Origin of the sequence: Glycocaulis sp. (genome assembly GCF_050485565.1) — a bacterium.
In the GTDB taxonomy this organism is placed as follows: Bacteria; Pseudomonadota; Alphaproteobacteria; order Caulobacterales; family Maricaulaceae; genus Glycocaulis.
Map to the genome: position 1 here is coordinate 312283 of NZ_JBJHBQ010000001.1, position 17364 is coordinate 329646.

The window sequence follows — 17364 nt, forward strand, 5'->3', positions numbered from 1 at the left end:
CAGTTCCTAGATCAGCCGGCCCATCGCCACCGCCGTATCGATCATACGGCAGGCAAAGCCCCATTCATTATCATACCAGGTCATCACGCGCGCCAGTTTGCCGCCGATCACATTGGTCTTGTCGATGGCCACGATGGATGAGCGCGGATCGTGATTATAGTCGATGGAGACGAGCGGCAGGGTGTCATAGCCGAGCACGCCCTTCATCGGGCCGTCAGCCGCCTCGCGGATCGCGGCGTTGATTTCCTCGATGCTGGTCTCGCGCCCCGGCGTGAACACCAGATCGATGACCGAGACATTCGGGGTCGGCACGCGGATGGCCGAACCATCAAGACGGCCCTTCAGCTCCGGCAGCACCTCGCCTACAGCTTTCGCTGCGCCGGTCGTCGTCGGGATCATCGACATGGCGGCAGCGCGCGCGCGGTGCAGATCCTTGTGATTGCGGTCCAGCGTCGGCTGGTCTCCCGTATAGGCGTGGATGGTCGTCATATGACCGTGCTCGATGCCGATGGCGTCATTGAGCACCTTGGCGACGGGCGCGAGGCCGTTGGTCGTGCACGACGCGTTGGAGACGATCACATCGTCTGCGGTGAGGCTGGTATGATTGACGCCATAGACGATGGTCTTGTCGGCATTCTTGGCAGGGGCCGAGCAGAGCACGCGCTTGGCACCGGAGGAGAGGTGCGCGGAGGCCGTCGCCTTGTCGTTGAACTTGCCGGTGCATTCCAGCACCAGATCAATGCCCAGATCCTTCCAGGGCAGCTGGGACGGATCGCGGTTGGAGACCTTGGTGATCTTGCCAAAGCCGGCATCGAACCCGTCTTCAAACAGCTTGATCTCGCGCGGATAGCGGCCGTGCACGCTGTCATAGGTCAGCAGGTGCGCATTCACCTCCGGCGTGGCGCTGTCATTGATCGCAACGACCTCCACCTCATGCCAGCGCTGATGCTCCAGCACCGCCCGCAGGGCCAGACGCCCGATACGGCCAAACCCGTTAATCGCCACCCGAAGAGCCATGACGCGCTCCTTCAAAAATCCGCTAGAAACTTTGGGAACCCTGCAGCGGCAGCTCCGCGCCGGGCAATTGCGCACGGGGTTTAGACGCTTCCCCACGCCACGTCCATACACGAGCGGCGATGCTTTGCGGCTGGGGCGGCCGGAATAAGCAGGAACGCCGAAACACCGGGGTCCCCGCCCCCGAGCGGGGACCCAGACAATCTTGCCGGCACCCCGCCTTCCCGGCATTTCACACACATGAGCCGACGCGGAGGGAAGTGTTACAACTGGATCCCGGCTTCCGCCGGGAAAACGCGGACGATGGAGAGGTCCGGTGGCGTTCTGAAAACTGGGTCCCCCGTCGGGGCGGGGGACCCCGGTGGAAAGCCCCCACGCAGCCAGACACCTTCCCCGTAAACGGGGGAGGACAACTTTGAAGCAGCTGCTTTAGGCGCTCAGGCGCTGTTCCAGCTTTTTCAGGAAGACCATGCAAGCTTCGAGCTGGCTTATTTCAACAAACTCGTCCGGCTGGTGGGCCTGATCGATATGGCCGGGTCCGCAGATCACCGCTGACATGCCGCCATCCTGAAACTGCCCGCCTTCCGTGCCGTAGGAGACGACGCGCGGCGCATTATCGCCGGTCAGGGCGCGGGCAATGCCTTCGGCCTCGCCGTTCGTTTCAGGCCGCAAGGGCGGCACGTTGGACACTTCAGTGATGCGGATGGAGGCGTCCGGCGCGGTGCGGCGCATATCGGCTTCCACCTCAGCGGCCAGTTCGCGCAGGCGCCGGCCCACGCCGGGGCCGTCATCCCAGGGCGCCGGGCGCATCAGGGCTTCAAACCAGGCGTCCTTGGCGAGGATATTCATCGCCGATCCGCCACCCATCCGGCCAATGGTCAGCGTGCCAAAAGGCGGGTCGAACGGGCTGTCTTCAGGAGCAGCCGCGCGCAGCGCCTCGCCTTCGCGGCGCAGGAAATCCATCAGGATCACGGCGTTGGTCACCGCGCACGCACCGGCATTGATCAGGCTGGAATGGGCTTCGCGGCCGGTGATCTCCACACGCACCGAATAGAGCCCCTTATGGCCCGTCACCACCTTCATGCCTGTGGGCTCGCCCACCAGCACGGCAGAGGGTTTGGGACGCCCGGCGGCAATCGCTTCGATCATGGAGGGTGCGCCCTGACAGCCCACCTCCTCATCATAGGAGAGCGCGAAATGGACCGGGCGTTTGAGGGGTGCAGCCGCCAGATCGGGCGCGGCAGCCAGCGCGCAGGCGACAAAGCCCTTCATGTCGCACGTGCCGCGCCCGTAGAGCTTGCCTTCTTTCTCGGTGAGCACGAACGGATCGGTCGACCAGTTCTGGCCATCCACGGGGACCACATCGGTATGGCCGGAGAGCACGACCCCGCCATCGGTTTCCGGTCCGATAAAGGCATGCAGATTGGATTTCTGCCCGTCCGCGCTCGGCACGCGCTCGCAGCGCGCGCCCAGCCCGGTCAGATAGTCTTCCACCCAGTCAATGAGGGCGAGATTGGAATTGCGCGAAGTGGTGTCGAACGCGATCAGGCGTTCAAGCAGCGCAATGGCTTGCGGGCTCCGGCTCATTCGCGATCCGGCAGGCCAAGCAGTTCGAGCTGGAAGACCAGCGCTGCGTTGGGCGGGATCGGCCCGCCCGGCGTGCCGCGCGCGTCATAGCCAAGCTCAGGCGCAATATAGAGCGTCCACTTCTCGCCGACGCGCATCAGCGGCAGGGCCTCGACCCAGCCTGCGATCAGGCGGTCGGACGGAAATTCTGCCGGTTCACCGCGCGCATAGGAGCTGTCGAACTCGCTGCCATCCAGCAGCTGGCCTGCGTAGTGGACGCGCACATACTCGCCGCGCACCGGAGAAGGATTATCCGGGCCGGCCGCCCGCTCGATCCGGAATTGCAGACCCGAGGGCGTGTTGTAGACGCAAGGCTGCTCGGCATTGCGGTGAAGGAATTCTTCGGCCATCGCGCCATTGTAATCGGCGCTGGACTCGTCCTCGCCGCGCTCGCGCGCAGCAAAGCTGTGCAGCGGCAGGTCGCCATGCTCACACCCGCGCGCCATGCGCAGCTCGCGCTGGAATATCGCAGCCGCCCGATCCTCTTCGCTCATCCCTTCCACGCGGGTACGGAAGGCTTCAGCGCTTTCTTCCGGCTCCAGAGGGGAGAGCGTGATCGTCTCCTCACCGGTATCCACGGCGGGCGGCACGGTGGTTTCTTCCACCGGCGCGGGCGCGTCACGCTCCCCGCAGGCGGCGAGCACAAGAGCGGCGATCGAGGCGGTTATCGCAAGGCGAGTCAGCATGAAATATCTCCTGGGCTGGCCGGGGTCATAGCGGGCCAGAGTGCTGGATTCATAGCAGATGAAGCCGTTCAGTCACCCGCCGCATCAGTCATTGCCGACGGCATGGAGGTGAGAACATGCGGCCAGACGCGCTCGAAATAGGCGAAAGCCGTATCCCATGCCTCGCCCTCACCCCAGCCTGAATGGGTCAGGCTGACGCGGGTCAACGCCCCGTCCAACGGTTCAAAGCGGATAAGGAGATGCGTGTGGTGAGGCCGCACTTCGGTCATGTAGGGCGGCAGGGCCCAGCTGACCGAGAGCATGCGGTTTTCCTGATATCCCAGAATGATCGTCTCTTCTGATCCGCGCTGGCCGGGCTCGGCATCGGGTGCGAAGAAAAGCTCGAACGGGCCTTGCGGGCGCAGCTCGATGTTCGATGCAGGCGCGAAGAAGCTGGCAATGCCCTCCTGCGTGGTCCAGAGCTGCCAGGCTTCGTCGACGGGCAGTTCCACCACCACGCTGGCGGTTACGGCCCGCTCCGGCATGGGCGCAGGCCGTTGCTCTGCCCATGCCGGAGCGGCCAAGAAAACCAGCAGTGCGGCAGCAGCAGCAACTCGCATCAGTCCAGCCCCAGAACATCCCTCAGGAAGAGTGTCTCGGCCTCGCGCTGGAAGTCGCGGTTGGACTGCCGGGCAAAGCCATGGCCCTCATCAAGTGCAACAAGATACCACGGATCACCGCCCGCCTCACGCACGGCGGCGAGAATCTGCTCGGCCTCCGAGAGCGGCACGCGCGGATCATTGGCACCCTGAATGATGAAAAGCGGCGCCGTGATGCGGTGGGCGTGATTGGCAGGCGAAATGCTCTCCAGGAACTCGCGCACTTCCGGGTCACGCTCATCGCCATATTCGGCGCGGCGCAGATCCTGCCGGTAGCCGGCCGTGTTCTCCAGGAAGGTCACGAAATTGGAGATGCCGACAATATTGATGCCGCCCGCCAGCCGGTCCGAGTAATGCATCAGCGAGGCCAGCACCATATAGCCGCCATAAGACCCGCCATAGACGACCACGCGGTTCTCATCGAGATCGGGCTGGGTGGCGATCCAGTCGAGCAGCGCGCCGATATCGCGCACCGAGTCCTCGCGCAGGAACACATTGTCCAGATTGACATATTCGTTCCCGTACCCGGCCGAGCCGCGCACATTGGGCACGACAACCGCCGCGCCCAGCTCGTGCTGCCAATACTGGAAGGCAGCATTGAAGCCGGGGCGGGCCTGCGCTTCGGGGCCGCCATGGATGGAGACAATCACCGGATAGGGACCGTCGCCGGGCGGACGATGCACAAAGGCGGGAACTTCCAGCCCGTCAAAGCTCTCATAACTGATAAGTTCAGGGGTCTGGAAGCGGCTGGTGTCGAGCCCGCCCACTTCAGACTGGGTCCAGCGGACCAGCTCCTGCCAGGACAGATCATAGGTCCAGGCGTCACCGGGCGAGGCAGCCGAGCTGTGGGTGAAGCCGATAAGCGAGCCATCGGCGCTGAAACTGATGGCACCGATCAGACCAACCGGCAGGTCCGGGGCGGGCAGACGCTCACCACTGGCCGCATTGATGATGTAGATTTCCGAGATGCCGCCTTCATTGGTCGTGTAGGCGATGGTCGAGCCATCAGGCGACAGGGCCATGACCTGCACGTCCCAGTCATGCTCGGCAACGACGCGCTTTTCACCGCCATCCAGCGGGATTTCCATGATCCGGCGGAACTCAGACCCCTCGTCGGTCACCACGAAGATGGAATTGCCGTCGGCCGCAAAGCGTGCCGCGCCATAGGCATTGGTCTCATCGGGATTGATCTGGGTGAGCGTGCCATCCTGGATGTCCAGCACGTAGAGCCGGGACTCGTTGATCGAGAAATAGCGCCCGATCAGCAATTTCGACCCGTCCGGCGACCAGTCCACCGGGCTCATCGCGCCTTCGCCCTGCAGGATTTCCTGCGCGGTCGTGGGGTCGGCCGGATCAGCCATGTAGACCGTGTAATCGGCATCGCCCCAGCCGGCAGCCGCCCAGGCAATCATCCGCCCGTCACGTGACCAGGAGAAACCCTGATTGCGGATCTGGTCGGTGGTGAACTGGATGGAGCGTGATTGTTCGGGATCGAACAGGAAGCCCTGAAAGAACTCGTCCCCGCCGACATCGCGGCTGAAAAGAAACTGGCCGGAGCCATCAGGGCGGACGGTCGCGCCACTGGTGCGCTGGTCATAGAAGGTGATCTGGCGGCGCGCGCCCATGGGCTGGGCGACGTGGTGGATCTGGTCGGTCTCGCCAAAACGCGTGGTGATGTAGATGCCGCCATCGGGGGCAAAATCGGAGAACATCGCTCCGCGCACATTCTGATACTGGCGCAAACGCTCGCGCACCTCGCCGGGAATCTCCGGGATGTTTTCCATCACCAGATTGCCGCGTGTCACCCGTTCCGGGGCACTCTGCGCCAGAGCAGGCGCGGCCAGTATCGCGGCCACACACACCGCGGCGGGCAGGATCATTCTCATCAACACATACTCCCTTTGTCTGTCCGGCAGGCGGGCACCAGGCCCGTCATAAGGCTGGATGCGCGGGGAGCCTATTCGCCCCCACCTGCACTCCGGGGCAGGATCGAAACCCGGTATGCACGCTCAGACGAAAGATACTCTGACGCCAGCGCCGCGATCTCCTCGACCGTCACCGCGTTATAATCCTCTACAGCCGTGCGCAGCCGGTCCAGACGTTCAGGATAGGTCTGCGAGCGGCTGATCTGGCCCAGCCACATCCTGTTGCTTTCCATGCTCTGGTTCAACCGCTCCAGCACCGGCTGGCGCGCGCGCTGCAGCTCGTCCTCGCTGATATCGCCTGCCGCCATCGCGGCAGCCAGCTCATCAGCAATCGCGTACATGCGCCCGACATCCTCGCGCTCGACATCCAGTCCCACCCACAAGAAGCCATAGCCCGGGAAGATGATGGAGGTCTGGCTGGACACGATGGGCGAGTAGGTTGCGCCCTCACGCTCGCGGAAGCGCTCGGTGGCCTTGAGATTGTAGACTTCAGCCATGAGATCGAGTGCGCGGGCGCGCCGGGCGTCGAACGCATCACCGACAGGCCAGTATATATTCGCCATACCGCTATCGGCCTGACCGTTGAACTCCACGATGGCCGGTTCGGCACGCGGGTCCGGGAAACCGAGCTGGCGGGCCTCGTCATAATCCGGCCAGCTGTCTGCGCGTTGCGGCAGGGCGCCGAACGTGCGCGCCGTCATGGCAATGGCATCATCGAGCGCAATATCGCCGACAATGGTGATTTCCAGCGGCGCCGTGCTGAGCGCTTCGGCCACCAGCAAGCGGGCATGATCCATGGTGAATGCGGCAATCTCCCCGGCTTCGGGGAAACCCCAGCGCGGATCGCCATTGCGCAGCATCCGGCTGACCCGGTTCACGGCCACCTGAACGGCCTGTGCATTCTGCCCCCGGCGCACTTCCTCGGCGATGGAACGGAACTGGCTCAAGCCGTCATCACGCCAGCCCGGCGCTACCATGAAGGCGGTCAGCACCTGCATCTGCAGCTCGAAATCGTCCGGCGTTGTGGCGGAGGTGAAGGAAAAACTGTCTGCGCCCACGCCGAGGCCATAGCCGACCGAACGGCCCGCCAGCAGGCGTTGCAGCTCGTCGCGGTCATGGGCTTCCAGCCCGCCACCGCCAAACACAGCGCCCAGAATGGTGCCAGCGGCGGGTGTGGGCTGGGGCGTGAGGTCGCCCGCGCCGAACTCGGCGCGGATGCGGATGATATTGTCCTCAAAATCAGTCTGTTTGACGTTCAGCCGCACGCCATTGGCAAACTCGATCTGGTGAAAGTCGAGATCCTCGACATAAGAGGTCGCGACCACCTCTCCGGCAGGTCCAAAATCGGTATAGGCAAACTCGTTCGCGTCCACCTCGTCCATCGGATCAACGGGGGTGGACTTCGATTCGCTCCACGCCTCGCGTACGGCCGCCTCCCCGTCTTCAACCGGCTCATTGACGGCTACATAGATTTGCGCCGGTGCCGCCGCCCAGATGGCGCGGAACGCGGCCTCGACATTTTCGAGCGTCAGCTGGTCCTCGCTGGCGGCCAGCCACTCGGCCTTCCAGGAGGGATGGTTGAGTGTTGATCCGCCCAGCCAGCCCTGCCAGATACCGTCGGCCAGTTCCGGCGTGCGGCGCGTGCGGGCAGCATTGACCGAGTTACGCACGCTGGTGCGCAGATTGGACATCTGCTCATCAAGCTCGGCCTGGCTGAACCCGTGCTCCAGCGCCCGGCGCACCTCCTGCTCGACAACGGCCAGCCCTTCGCGCCAGCGCTCCAGCGACGACACCGCGAACACGCCCGCGCGATGGGCAAGGTCAAAATCGTTCGTATAGGAGAAGTTCGCCTGTACCAGCGGCGACAGGCCCGAATTGATCTGCGACTGCAGACGGCGCTGCACGATGGCATTGCCCAGCTGACGCAAGGTGGACTCCACCCGCGCCTGCGCACTGTCGGGGCGGGGGCCACCGGGGACAATCACATCATAGGTGATCAGCGTGAAGACTTCCGGATCGTGGAAATAGCCGAAACGCGGCGCGTCCGCCGCGCTGACAGTCCCGATATCGGGATGGGCAGGTGCATCAGCGGGCGCCTGCCAGGTCGAGAAGCCCTCAACCACGCTGACATCAAGGCCGGGAAGCTCGATATCGAACCCGTCGCGGATCATCGCCTCGATGGCATCAGCGTCGATATCGCCTGTTACCACCAGAAGCGCGCGCTGGGGCACGTAGAAGTCCTGATAGTACTCCATGAAGGCATCGCGCTGCGCGTTATTGATGACATCCAGCGTGCCGATAGGGCTGCGCTCGGCAACCAGCGTATCGGGGTAGAGAAAGCCGTAATAGCTCATCAGGAAGCGCTGGATGGGCGTATCACGGTAGCGCATCTCGCTCCTTATCACGCCGCGCTCTGAGTCTATCGCGTCCTGATCCATCACCATTTCGGTGGCGGTTTCGCGCATCAGGAACAGGCCGGTTTTGACAATCTGCTCCTCCACCGAGGGCAGATCCAGCTGATAGCCGACCACCTGCTGGCCGGTGAAGGCGTTGGTGTCAGGGCCGAACGCCAGACCGTAGCGCTCCAGAAGCGGGATCATCTCGCCTTCTGGCACGTTGGTGGTGCCGTTAAAGGCCATGTGCTCGATGAAATGGGCCAGCCCGCGCTGATGTTCAGCCTCGGCCAGCGAGCCCACATTGAAGACCAGACGCAAGGCAGCGGTGCCGCTGGGCGTCGAATTGGGCATGATGGCGTAGCGCATGCCGTTATCGAGCTGGCCAAAGCGTATGCCCGGATCAGCCGGAATGCCGCTGGTGAGATGGGCGAACTCCGTTTCGATACCCCCAGCCGCCGCATCACCGGCTGGCACGTCACCGGTATGGGCCGGGTCATCGGCGCACGCCGCGAGGGCGAGTAGCAGAATACCGGCGAACAGACCCTTGGCAGCGTTGACGGTTTTCATGGTTGTTTCCCGGATTGCTGGCGCGCTCATCATGCACGCGAAACTAAGGCACACTGACCGGGCTTCAAATGAAAAAGGCGTCACAACCGGCTTTGTCAGATATCAGACCGGATCATGTTCGGCGACCCAGTGGCCAGGCGTGACTTCCAGCAATTGCGGGCGGTACTGCTCGGTATTTTCACCATCGGTGAGGCGTGATTTCAGGAAACGCAGCTGCGCACGGCTGTCCAGCGGGCTGGGAAGGTCACCGGAAAGCTTGATGCGCTCGCGCTTGCGTTCGATCTGCGGGTCGGGGATCGGCACCGCAGAGATCAGCGCGCGGGTATAGGGGTGGCGGGCATCATCATAGATGGCATCGCGCGTGGCAAACTCCACGATCCGGCCCAGATACAGCACCATCACGCGGTGAGAGACCTCGCGCACGACAGACAGGTCGTGCGAGATGAACAGCATGGACAGGCCCAGATCGCGCTGCAGGTCTGCCAGAAGGTCAATGATCTGAGCCTGGATGGACACATCCAGCGCCGATACCGCCTCATCACAGATGACCAGTTTGGGGTTGAGGATCATCGCGCGGGCAATGCCGACGCGCTGGTTCTGGCCACCGGACAGCTCGTGCGGGTAGCGGTTGATCATGTCAGGGTCCAGCCCGACCCGCTTCATCATCGCGCGCACGGCGTCATCACGCTCTTTTGCCCTTAAGCCGGGCCGGAAGGTCAGCAGAGGCTCGGCGATCGACGCGCCAATGGTCATGCGCGGATTGAGTGAGGCGAGCGGATCCTGGAAGACAATCTGCATGTCCTTGCGCGCCTGGCGCATGTCTCGCGCATTCTTCTCCAGCAGGTTGGTGCCGATCCAGCTGACGGCACCGTCAGTGGATTCCACCAGCCGCAACACCGCCCGGGCAAGCGTGGACTTGCCACACCCGGACTCTCCCACAATGCCGATTGTCTCACCGGGCAGGAGATCAAAACTGACACCGTCAACGGCTTTCAGCGGGGTCATTTTCGGAAACAGGCCCGTTCCGTCAGGCACCGGGAACCAGACCTTGAGGTCCTTTACCTCCAGAACGGGCTTTTCGCCTTCAACCGCCTTGCGGGTCTGGGTGATCGGGCCGGTAATCCGGTCCGGCCGGTCCAGACGCGGCATCGCATCGAGCAACATGCGCGTATAGGCATGGGCCGGCTCGGCAAACACCTGATCGACCGTGCCCGTTTCCACATAGGCACCGTTCTGCATCACCTGCACCCGGTCGGCCATGCGCGCCACCACGCCCATATCATGGGTAATCAGGGCAATGGCTGCGCCGGTTTCGGCTTTCAGCTCATCCATGATGTCGAGCACCTGGGCCTGAACCGTCACGTCGAGCGCGGTCGTCGGCTCGTCGGCGATGAGCAGGTCGGGTTCGCACAGCATCGACATGGCAATCATCACGCGCTGGCGCATCCCGCCCGACAATTCGTGCGGGTACTGGCGCAGCCGGCGTGCGGCCTCGGGTATGCGCACCCGGTCCAGCCACTCCATGCAGCGTTTTTCGGCCGCCTCGCCCTTCAGCGAGAGATGGGCCGCCAGAACTTCCTTCATCTGGTCGCCGACGCGCATATGCGGCGTCAGCGAGGTCAGCGGGTCCTGGAAAATCATCGTCATGGACTTGCCGCGCACCCGATTGAGCTGTCTGGGCGGCAATCCGAGAATTTCCTGTCCGCGATAGCGGATGGAGCCTTGCGCCTTGCCGTTCGATGCCAGAAGGCCCATCGCGGCCAGAAAGGTCTGGCTTTTGCCCGACCCGGACTCGCCCACCACCGCCAGGCATTCGCCGGCACGGATTTCAAGGTCGATGCCGCGTACCGCATGAACTTCGCCGTCGGGCGTATCAAAGCGCACGTTCAGGCCACGAACTTCAAGGATCGGCGCAGATGCGTCGGTCAATCCGTCCTCACTTCAAATATCTGCCGGGCAAACTGCCCAAATTGCTGGATCAGCCAGGACGATAGCCCCTGCTTAATATTCCTTCCATTACTATGCACACAAAGGGCTGATTCGCATCGGCCCGGCCGTAGCGGAACAAGGCAGACAATGGCCAGCGCGCATATGTTTGAACACGCGTTCAACGCGCTGCCAGGCGCATGCCTTCTGCTTGATGATGATGGCCGGATTGTCGCCGTCAATGCACGTTTCAGGGCCGAGTTCACCGCTCAGGTCACGCCCGGAACCGGGCTTGCCCAGCTCTATTGCGACCCGCTTGACGGGCTGACGGCGCGATGGAAGCAGTCGCGGACGGCCCATGCCGACGAACTGGTGGATAGCGCCCTGCTGCGCGGCGTTGATGATGAACCGCGCGCGGTACGCCTGCATGTGCGCCGGACCCAGCCAGGCATGCGCCTCGTCACGCTGGAACCGGCTGTCGACATGTCACGCCGCGAGGAGCAGCTGCGTGCGGCGCGCCAGCGCGTCGCCATGGCGTTCGAGGAGCATAGTGCGGGTGCCTACAGCGTCGATTTCCGGTCTCGCGAAGTCGTGGTGTCAGGCTTGCTCGAACGTTTTGTCGGGCCGGGCGGCGCAGACCAGCCTGTCCGGCTGGCGCGATGGCTTTCCCTTCTGCACCCGGACGATCTGGCGCGCGTGCGCGCTGTTCTGAGAGGTAACCCGTCCAGTGCGGATACGGTGATAAGCTTCCATTGCCGCATGCGCACGCGCGATGGCGGCTGGGTGCCGATGCGCCATGATGTGCGTGTCGTGGAGCGCGATGGAGACGGCAATCCGGTACGCATTACCGGACTTGTTCACGATGTGACGGCCGATGAACGCGCCGAGGCACGCGCCGGCATAGAAAGCCGCAAGATCACGCTTTTGACCGGCGGGCTGGGCCTGAGCAGCTGGACGTTCGACTTCGAGACGCTCAAGGGAATGATGGAAGGGCCGGTAACCCTCACGCTGGGCGCAGGAGCCGGCCCCCAGGAGATAACCGAGAACCTGCTGCGCAGCCGGCTGCACCCCGACGATTCTGACCGGGTTTACGCCGCCTTCATGGGTCTGCAGTTCGGCGGACACTATGATGAAACCTTCCGGATGCGCACCGAAAGCGGACACTGGCTCTGGTATCGAAGCTGGGGAGACATGGAACCGTCAGCCGACGGCGCGCGGCGGTCCATGAAGGCTTTCGGCTTCTGGCACGAGCTGCCCCACCACCGCAAAGAGATCGTAGAGGCGCTCGACAGCGATCTTGCCGGTGTTCTCGACCGGGCTGGTCTCAGCAGCTGGTCCTACGACTATGTGGCCCGCGAAGTGACACTCTCCGGCCCGGTCCTCGCCGCTATCGGGCTGGCCGGAAGCCAGATCACCCTGCCGGCAGACGAATTCAGGGACCGTATCCACCGGGTGGACCAGAAGCGGGTTCGCGATGCGCTGGAGGCCATGGCTAGTTTGGGCAACACCCATGCCGAGTTCCGCGTCCGCACGGCCGGCGGACACTGGATATGGCTGAGCCTGCGCGGCGGTGTCAGCGCACAGACCAGTAACGGCGAACCCTTGCGCGCGTCCGGGGTGTTTGCCGAAACCACACAGCGCAAGGAACAGGAACGCCGCCTCGCCGACAGTGAGAGGCTGCTGTCCCATGCCGTTTCTGCGGCCACGCTTGGCGCGTGGGAAGTCGACTACACCGCTGGCGAGCTTCTGCCCCGCGGCGAAATCCGCGCGATGATCGGCCTTGACGAACAGACGGGCTGGATTCCTCTTTCGCGCTGGCGGGCCTGCGTGCACCCTGCCGACCGCGAAGCTCTCGACCAATCGGCGCGCGCCATCATGGAGAGTGCGCCGGGGGAGAGCCGGACAATCGAGTACCGCCTCAGGGATGGCAGGACCGGCGAGTATGTCTGGGTGGAGGGGCGCGCCAGCCGTCTCGGCCCCGAAAGCCACCGGGCTGACTGCGCGGGCATCGTACTCGACATCACTGACCGCAAGGCGCTGGAAGAAAGCCTGGCACATAGCGAGGAACGGCTTGCCCGCGCGCTGGAGAGCGCTCATCAGGGTACGTGGCGGCTGCACATAGCCGATGAGCTTGTGGAGCTTTCAGAGTTCGGGCGGCTTCTCATGGGGCTCCCCGCAGGCCATGACGGGCGGCTGAACCTTAATGAATGGCGCCAGCTATTATGCAGCGAGGACCGCCATCTGTGCGAAGCGGGCGTGCAGGGCATGCTGACGGGTGAACCGCTGAATGCGGTTTACCGGGTTGCCGACGGGCAGGGCGGCTGGCGCTGGATCGAGGATCGCGGCGGCGTCAGTGCATATGGCGAGACAGGCGAGCCTCTGGAAGCCATAGGAACACTCGTCGACATCACCTCGCGCCGCCTGCTCGAGCTGGAACTGGAGGAGCGCGAACGGCGCCTGAGCGAGTCCATGGATGCGGGCCTGTCGGCCATCTGGAGTATCGACCTGGAAACCGGCGTCCAGTCGGTACGTGGGCGGCTACTGGAATGGATGGGCCGCGGAATTGGCGATGACACGCTGGAGGCGGCCGACTGGCAGCCGATAATTCATCCCGACGACAGCCAGCTGGCCCGCAAGGCGCTCGCCGAAATCATGGCGGGCAAGGCTGCCGGTCCCATTGATTACCGGCTGCGCGACGGGGAAAACTGGCGCTGGGTGCGATCCAAGGGACAGCCTACCGCCTGGGATGACACCGGCAAGCCGATACGCTCGGGCGGTGTGGTGATCGACATCACGGCGGAAAAGCAGTTCGCCGAGGCGCTGGATGTCGAGCGCGAACGGCTCCGCCAGATTTACGCGACCACGCCCGTCATGCTGGCCTCTCTGGATCCGGCAGGCAATGTCATGGATGTGTCCGAGTACTGGCTGGCCTCTACCGGCTATGAACGCGGGAACGTCATTGGCCGGCAATACCATGACTTCCTGACCCCCGCCTCGCGCGCCACGATGGAGCGCCTCGGCGGAATGGACGCCCTGATAGCTGCCGGCGGCATGGAGAATATTTACGCACAGATGGTGAAGGCCGATGGCGGCGTCATCGATATCGTATCGTCGGCAACGGTAGAGCTTGACCCGGACGGCACGCCCGTCGCGGTCCACGGCATCAGCATTGATGTGACCGAGAAGCTCGCCAAGGACCGGGAGCTCCAGCGCTACGCCGAGGAACTTGAGCGCACCAATCGCGAGCTGGACCGGTTTGCCGCCGTCGCCTCGCACGATTTGCAGGAACCCTTGCGCAAGATTTCTGCCTTCGCCAGCCTCATCAAGCGCCGCCATCAGGGCATGCTGGACAGTGAAACGGACCGGAGCCTCGAATTTCTGGTCGACGCTGCCGGGCGCATGCGCCGCCTGATCGACGATTTGCTGAGCTATTCGCGCGCGTCCAAGCGGGCGCTGGACCTGCGTCAGGTCGATATGAACCGGGAATTGAGCGAGACACTTGCCGAGCTGGAACTGGTGGTGAACGACGCCAAGGCCCGGATTGAGGCAGACGATCTGCCGACCGTTGAAGGCGATCCCACGCTTTTGCGCCTGCTGATCCAGAATCTGGTGTCCAACGCGCTCAAATACCGCAAGGACAAAGGGGTGAATATCGCCGTTTCTTGCGTCCGGCAGAACGATGAGTGGCTGTTCACCGTCAGCGATGACGGTATCGGCTTTGATCCGCGCTTTTCCGAGAAAATTTTCGCGCCTTTCCAGCGCCTGCACGGGCGCGAGGAATACGAAGGCACCGGTATCGGCCTTGCCATCTGCCAGCAGGCGGTAGAGCGCCATGGCGGACGCATCTGGGTGGAAACCCGGCCCGGAAAGGGTTCCAGCTTCCATTTCACCCTGCCGGTGAAACAGACCGCCGGCGGATCACGCGCAGCCTGAGGCTGCCGCCTCCTACGCCTCCTCTTGCGCCGGGGCCATTTCCAGCGCGATGGTGAAGCGTTCGTCGGGCGAGAGCGAGGTGCGTGCGTCCGAAGGTGCAAGCCCCATACGCACTTCCAGCGCATTGGTGACGGCTTTGAGATCCTCCACCACGGGCCCGATCAGGCTGGCCACGTCGCCATCGGCATCGGCCACGATGGTCAGCACCGAAATGGGTGCCTTCATGGAGACCTGAAGCTCGCTCTTCACCTTGCGCACGCCGGCGAGGATCGAGACGAACGCATCGCCCTCGGCGCGGAAGCCGTCCTTGTCAGCCTGCTCATCGAGTTTGGGCCAGTTGCCGCGCGCGTGGAGCGTACGGGTATCGGCATCGCCCTTACCTGCGAGCACATCGTGCAGCGTGTCGGTGACGTAAGGGATGAAGGGCGCAAACAGTTTGAGCTGGATCAGGCTGGCATGCCAGAGCGTGTGCAGGGCAGAGAGCTGACCGGCATCGGGCTTGCCTTCAAACCGGGTGCGGCTTTTCACGATCTCCAGATAATTGTCGCAATAGGTGCGCCAGAAGAAATCGTCCGTCACGCGCAAAGCCTGCGCATACTCGTAGGCTTCAAACGCCTTGGTCGCCTTCTCTACCGTTTCGGAAAGCTCGCCCAGCAGCCATTTATCCATCGGATGGGTGATGAGGCCCGCCTCGATATCGGCTTTGGGCGAGACAGGCGAAATGTCCGCCTGCTCCAGCGCCATGTGGGCGAGCTTCACCGCATTCCACAGCTTGGTGACGAGGCGCTTTCCCTGAGAGAGCACGTTCGGCGCCAGCGCCGTGTCATGGCCGAGGCGCGAGGTGCCGGTCCAATAGCGCACGGCGTCCGCGCCGTATTCGTCCAGCAACTTTACCGGATCGATGATATTGCCCTTCGACTTGCTCATTTTCGAGCCATCGCTCGCAAGGCACCAGCCGGAGATCGCGATCGTGTTCCAGGGGATCGTCTGCTGGTGATGGAGCGCCTTCACGATTGTGTAGAAGGCCCAGGTGCGGATGATTTCGTGAGCCTGCGGGCGCAGGCTCATCGGGAAGAGGCGCTTGTGGACATCAAGATCCAGCGCGAAATCCTCATTGATCGAGCGGGTGACAAGCTGCGGGCTGACCGAGGAGGTGGCCCAGGTGTCCATCACGTCGCGCTCGCCCTCCACCTCGTCGCGTGTATAGCCGCGCGGCAGATCGACCGTGGGATCAACGGGCAGGTCGGCGGCATCAGGCACGATGACCTTGCCCTCCTCGCCCGGACGGCGCGAATACCAGACCGGCAGAGGCACGCCGAAATGGCGCTGGCGCGAAATCGCCCAGTCCCATTTCAGGCCCTCAACCCAGCTTTCAAACCGCTGGCGCATGTATTCCGGCTTCCAGGTGATCTCCCGGCCCTTGGCGAGGATCTGCTCTTTAAAGTCCAGCGTGCGGATGAACCATTGCGGCGTGACGATGATCTCCAGCGCTGCGCCTGAACGTTCAGCCACCGGCACCACCTGATGGGTCGTCTCCTGCTTTAACAGCACGCCCTTCTCGCGCAGCATCTCGATAATGGCGGCCTTGGCCGCTTCTGCCTTCTGGCCTGCCAGCGCCGCGACGGTGGCTTCTGCACCCTCTGCATCAACGCTCGGCCAGTCATCAGAGCCGATGGGCAGGTGCTCGATCATCCTGCCGTCCGGCCCGATGACGATGCGAAGCGGCAGCTTGTGGGTACGATACCACTGGATGTCGGTGACATCGCCGAACGTGCAGCACATCACCATGCCGGTGCCCTTTTCCGGGTCCACCGTATCGTCGGCGACAATCGGCACCGGTACGCCGTAAAGCGGCGTGATGGCGCGTTTGCCGACCAGTTCCTTGGCGCGCTTGTGTTCAGGGTGGATGATGAGCGCGCCGCAGGCCGCGATCAGTTCGGGCCGGGTCGTCGCGATGACGGCAGGTTCACCGCCGCCTTCAATGGCGAAGGCGACATAGTTCAGCTTGCCTTCGCGCTCGGTCTCGTCCACCTCGGCCTGCGCAATCGCCGTGCGGTCCGCCGGATCCCACAATGTAGGCTCAAGGCGGCGCTCCAGCAGGCCCTTCTTGTAGAGGTCCAGGAAGGACATTTGCGAGACGGTTCGGCTTTCATCCGAAATCGTCTGGTATTCCCGGCTCCAGTCGACCGACAAAGCGAGCCGGGTGAACAGATCGCGGAATTGCTGCTCGTATTCGGGGATCACCTCGCGGCAGAGCGCGACAAATTCCTCGCGCGCCATCGTGCCGCCACGCACCTTTTTCTTCTTCTCCACCAGCCGCTCGGTCGGCAGGCCATTATCATCCCAGCCGATAGGATAGAGCACGTTCTTGCCCGCCATGCGGAAGTAGCGCGCCATGATGTCGGCCTGCGTATAGCTGTAGACATGGCCGACATGCAGCGTGCCGGAGACAGTCGGCGGGGGCGTGTCGATCACGTAATCGCTGTCCGCGGGCAGTGACGGATCCCATTTGAAGGCTTCATCCTTCAGCCAGCGCGCATTGCACTCGTTTTCAGCGTCTTGCGGCTTATAGCGGTCGGGAAACGGCTTCATGGGGCGGCCTTCATGTGTGACGGGACAGGCAATGGAGAGCCGCTTCTCCTAGACGATTTTT

9 protein-coding genes are annotated in these 17364 nt (G+C 63.4%); 1 reads left to right on the forward strand and 8 read right to left on the reverse strand.

From position 1 onward, the window contains the following. Positions 1-6 precede the first annotated feature (6 nt). The 7 genes from gap to ACQ5ID_RS01415 all read right to left on the reverse strand — a co-directional run bounded on the left by gap (position 7) and on the right by ACQ5ID_RS01415 (position 10781). Positions 7-1017 (reverse strand): type I glyceraldehyde-3-phosphate dehydrogenase, encoded by a 1011-nt coding sequence (gene gap / locus ACQ5ID_RS01385; protein ID WP_429910686.1) that lies wholly within the window; start codon positions 1015-1017, stop codon positions 7-9. A 426-nt stretch (positions 1018-1443) separates the two neighbouring features. After that, positions 1444-2601, reverse strand: a complete 1158-nt coding sequence (gene argE, locus ACQ5ID_RS01390; protein WP_429910687.1) for an acetylornithine deacetylase — start codon at positions 2599-2601, stop codon at positions 1444-1446. Next, positions 2598-3326: an FKBP-type peptidyl-prolyl cis-trans isomerase gene (locus tag ACQ5ID_RS01395; RefSeq protein WP_429910688.1), complete on the reverse strand. Its 729-nt coding sequence runs from the start codon at positions 3324-3326 to the stop codon at positions 2598-2600. Before ACQ5ID_RS01395 ends, argE begins: the two co-directional genes overlap by 4 nt. A 68-nt stretch (positions 3327-3394) precedes the next feature. Continuing rightward, positions 3395-3925 carry an SRPBCC family protein gene (locus tag ACQ5ID_RS01400; RefSeq protein ID WP_429910689.1) on the reverse strand — a complete coding sequence of 177 codons (531 nt, stop codon included), beginning with the start codon at positions 3923-3925 and terminating at the stop codon, positions 3395-3397. Further along, positions 3925-5850, reverse strand: coding sequence for a prolyl oligopeptidase family serine peptidase (locus ACQ5ID_RS01405; protein WP_429910690.1), 1926 nt, complete (start codon positions 5848-5850; stop codon positions 3925-3927). Before ACQ5ID_RS01405 ends, ACQ5ID_RS01400 begins: the two co-directional genes overlap by 1 nt. Before the next feature lie 71 nt (positions 5851-5921). After that, positions 5922-8852, reverse strand: coding sequence for a M16 family metallopeptidase (locus ACQ5ID_RS01410; RefSeq protein ID WP_429910691.1), 2931 nt, complete (start codon positions 8850-8852; stop codon positions 5922-5924). Positions 8853-8954: 102 nt separating this feature from the next. Beyond that, entirely contained in the window at positions 8955-10781 is a 1827-nt protein-coding gene (locus ACQ5ID_RS01415) for a dipeptide ABC transporter ATP-binding protein (RefSeq protein WP_429910692.1), read from the reverse strand. Between the two features lie 147 nt (positions 10782-10928). Here ACQ5ID_RS01415 and ACQ5ID_RS01420 point away from each other — a divergent pair, with 147 nt between their 5' ends. Then, positions 10929-14711: a PAS domain-containing protein gene (locus ACQ5ID_RS01420; protein ID WP_429910693.1), complete on the forward strand. Its 3783-nt coding sequence runs from the start codon at positions 10929-10931 to the stop codon at positions 14709-14711. A 12-nt stretch (positions 14712-14723) separates the two neighbouring features. On the opposite strand, the gene ACQ5ID_RS01425 is transcribed toward ACQ5ID_RS01420, so the two are convergent. Further along, positions 14724-17303, reverse strand: a complete 2580-nt coding sequence (locus tag ACQ5ID_RS01425; protein WP_429910694.1) for a valine--tRNA ligase — start codon at positions 17301-17303, stop codon at positions 14724-14726. Positions 17304-17364: the final 61 nt, after the last annotated feature.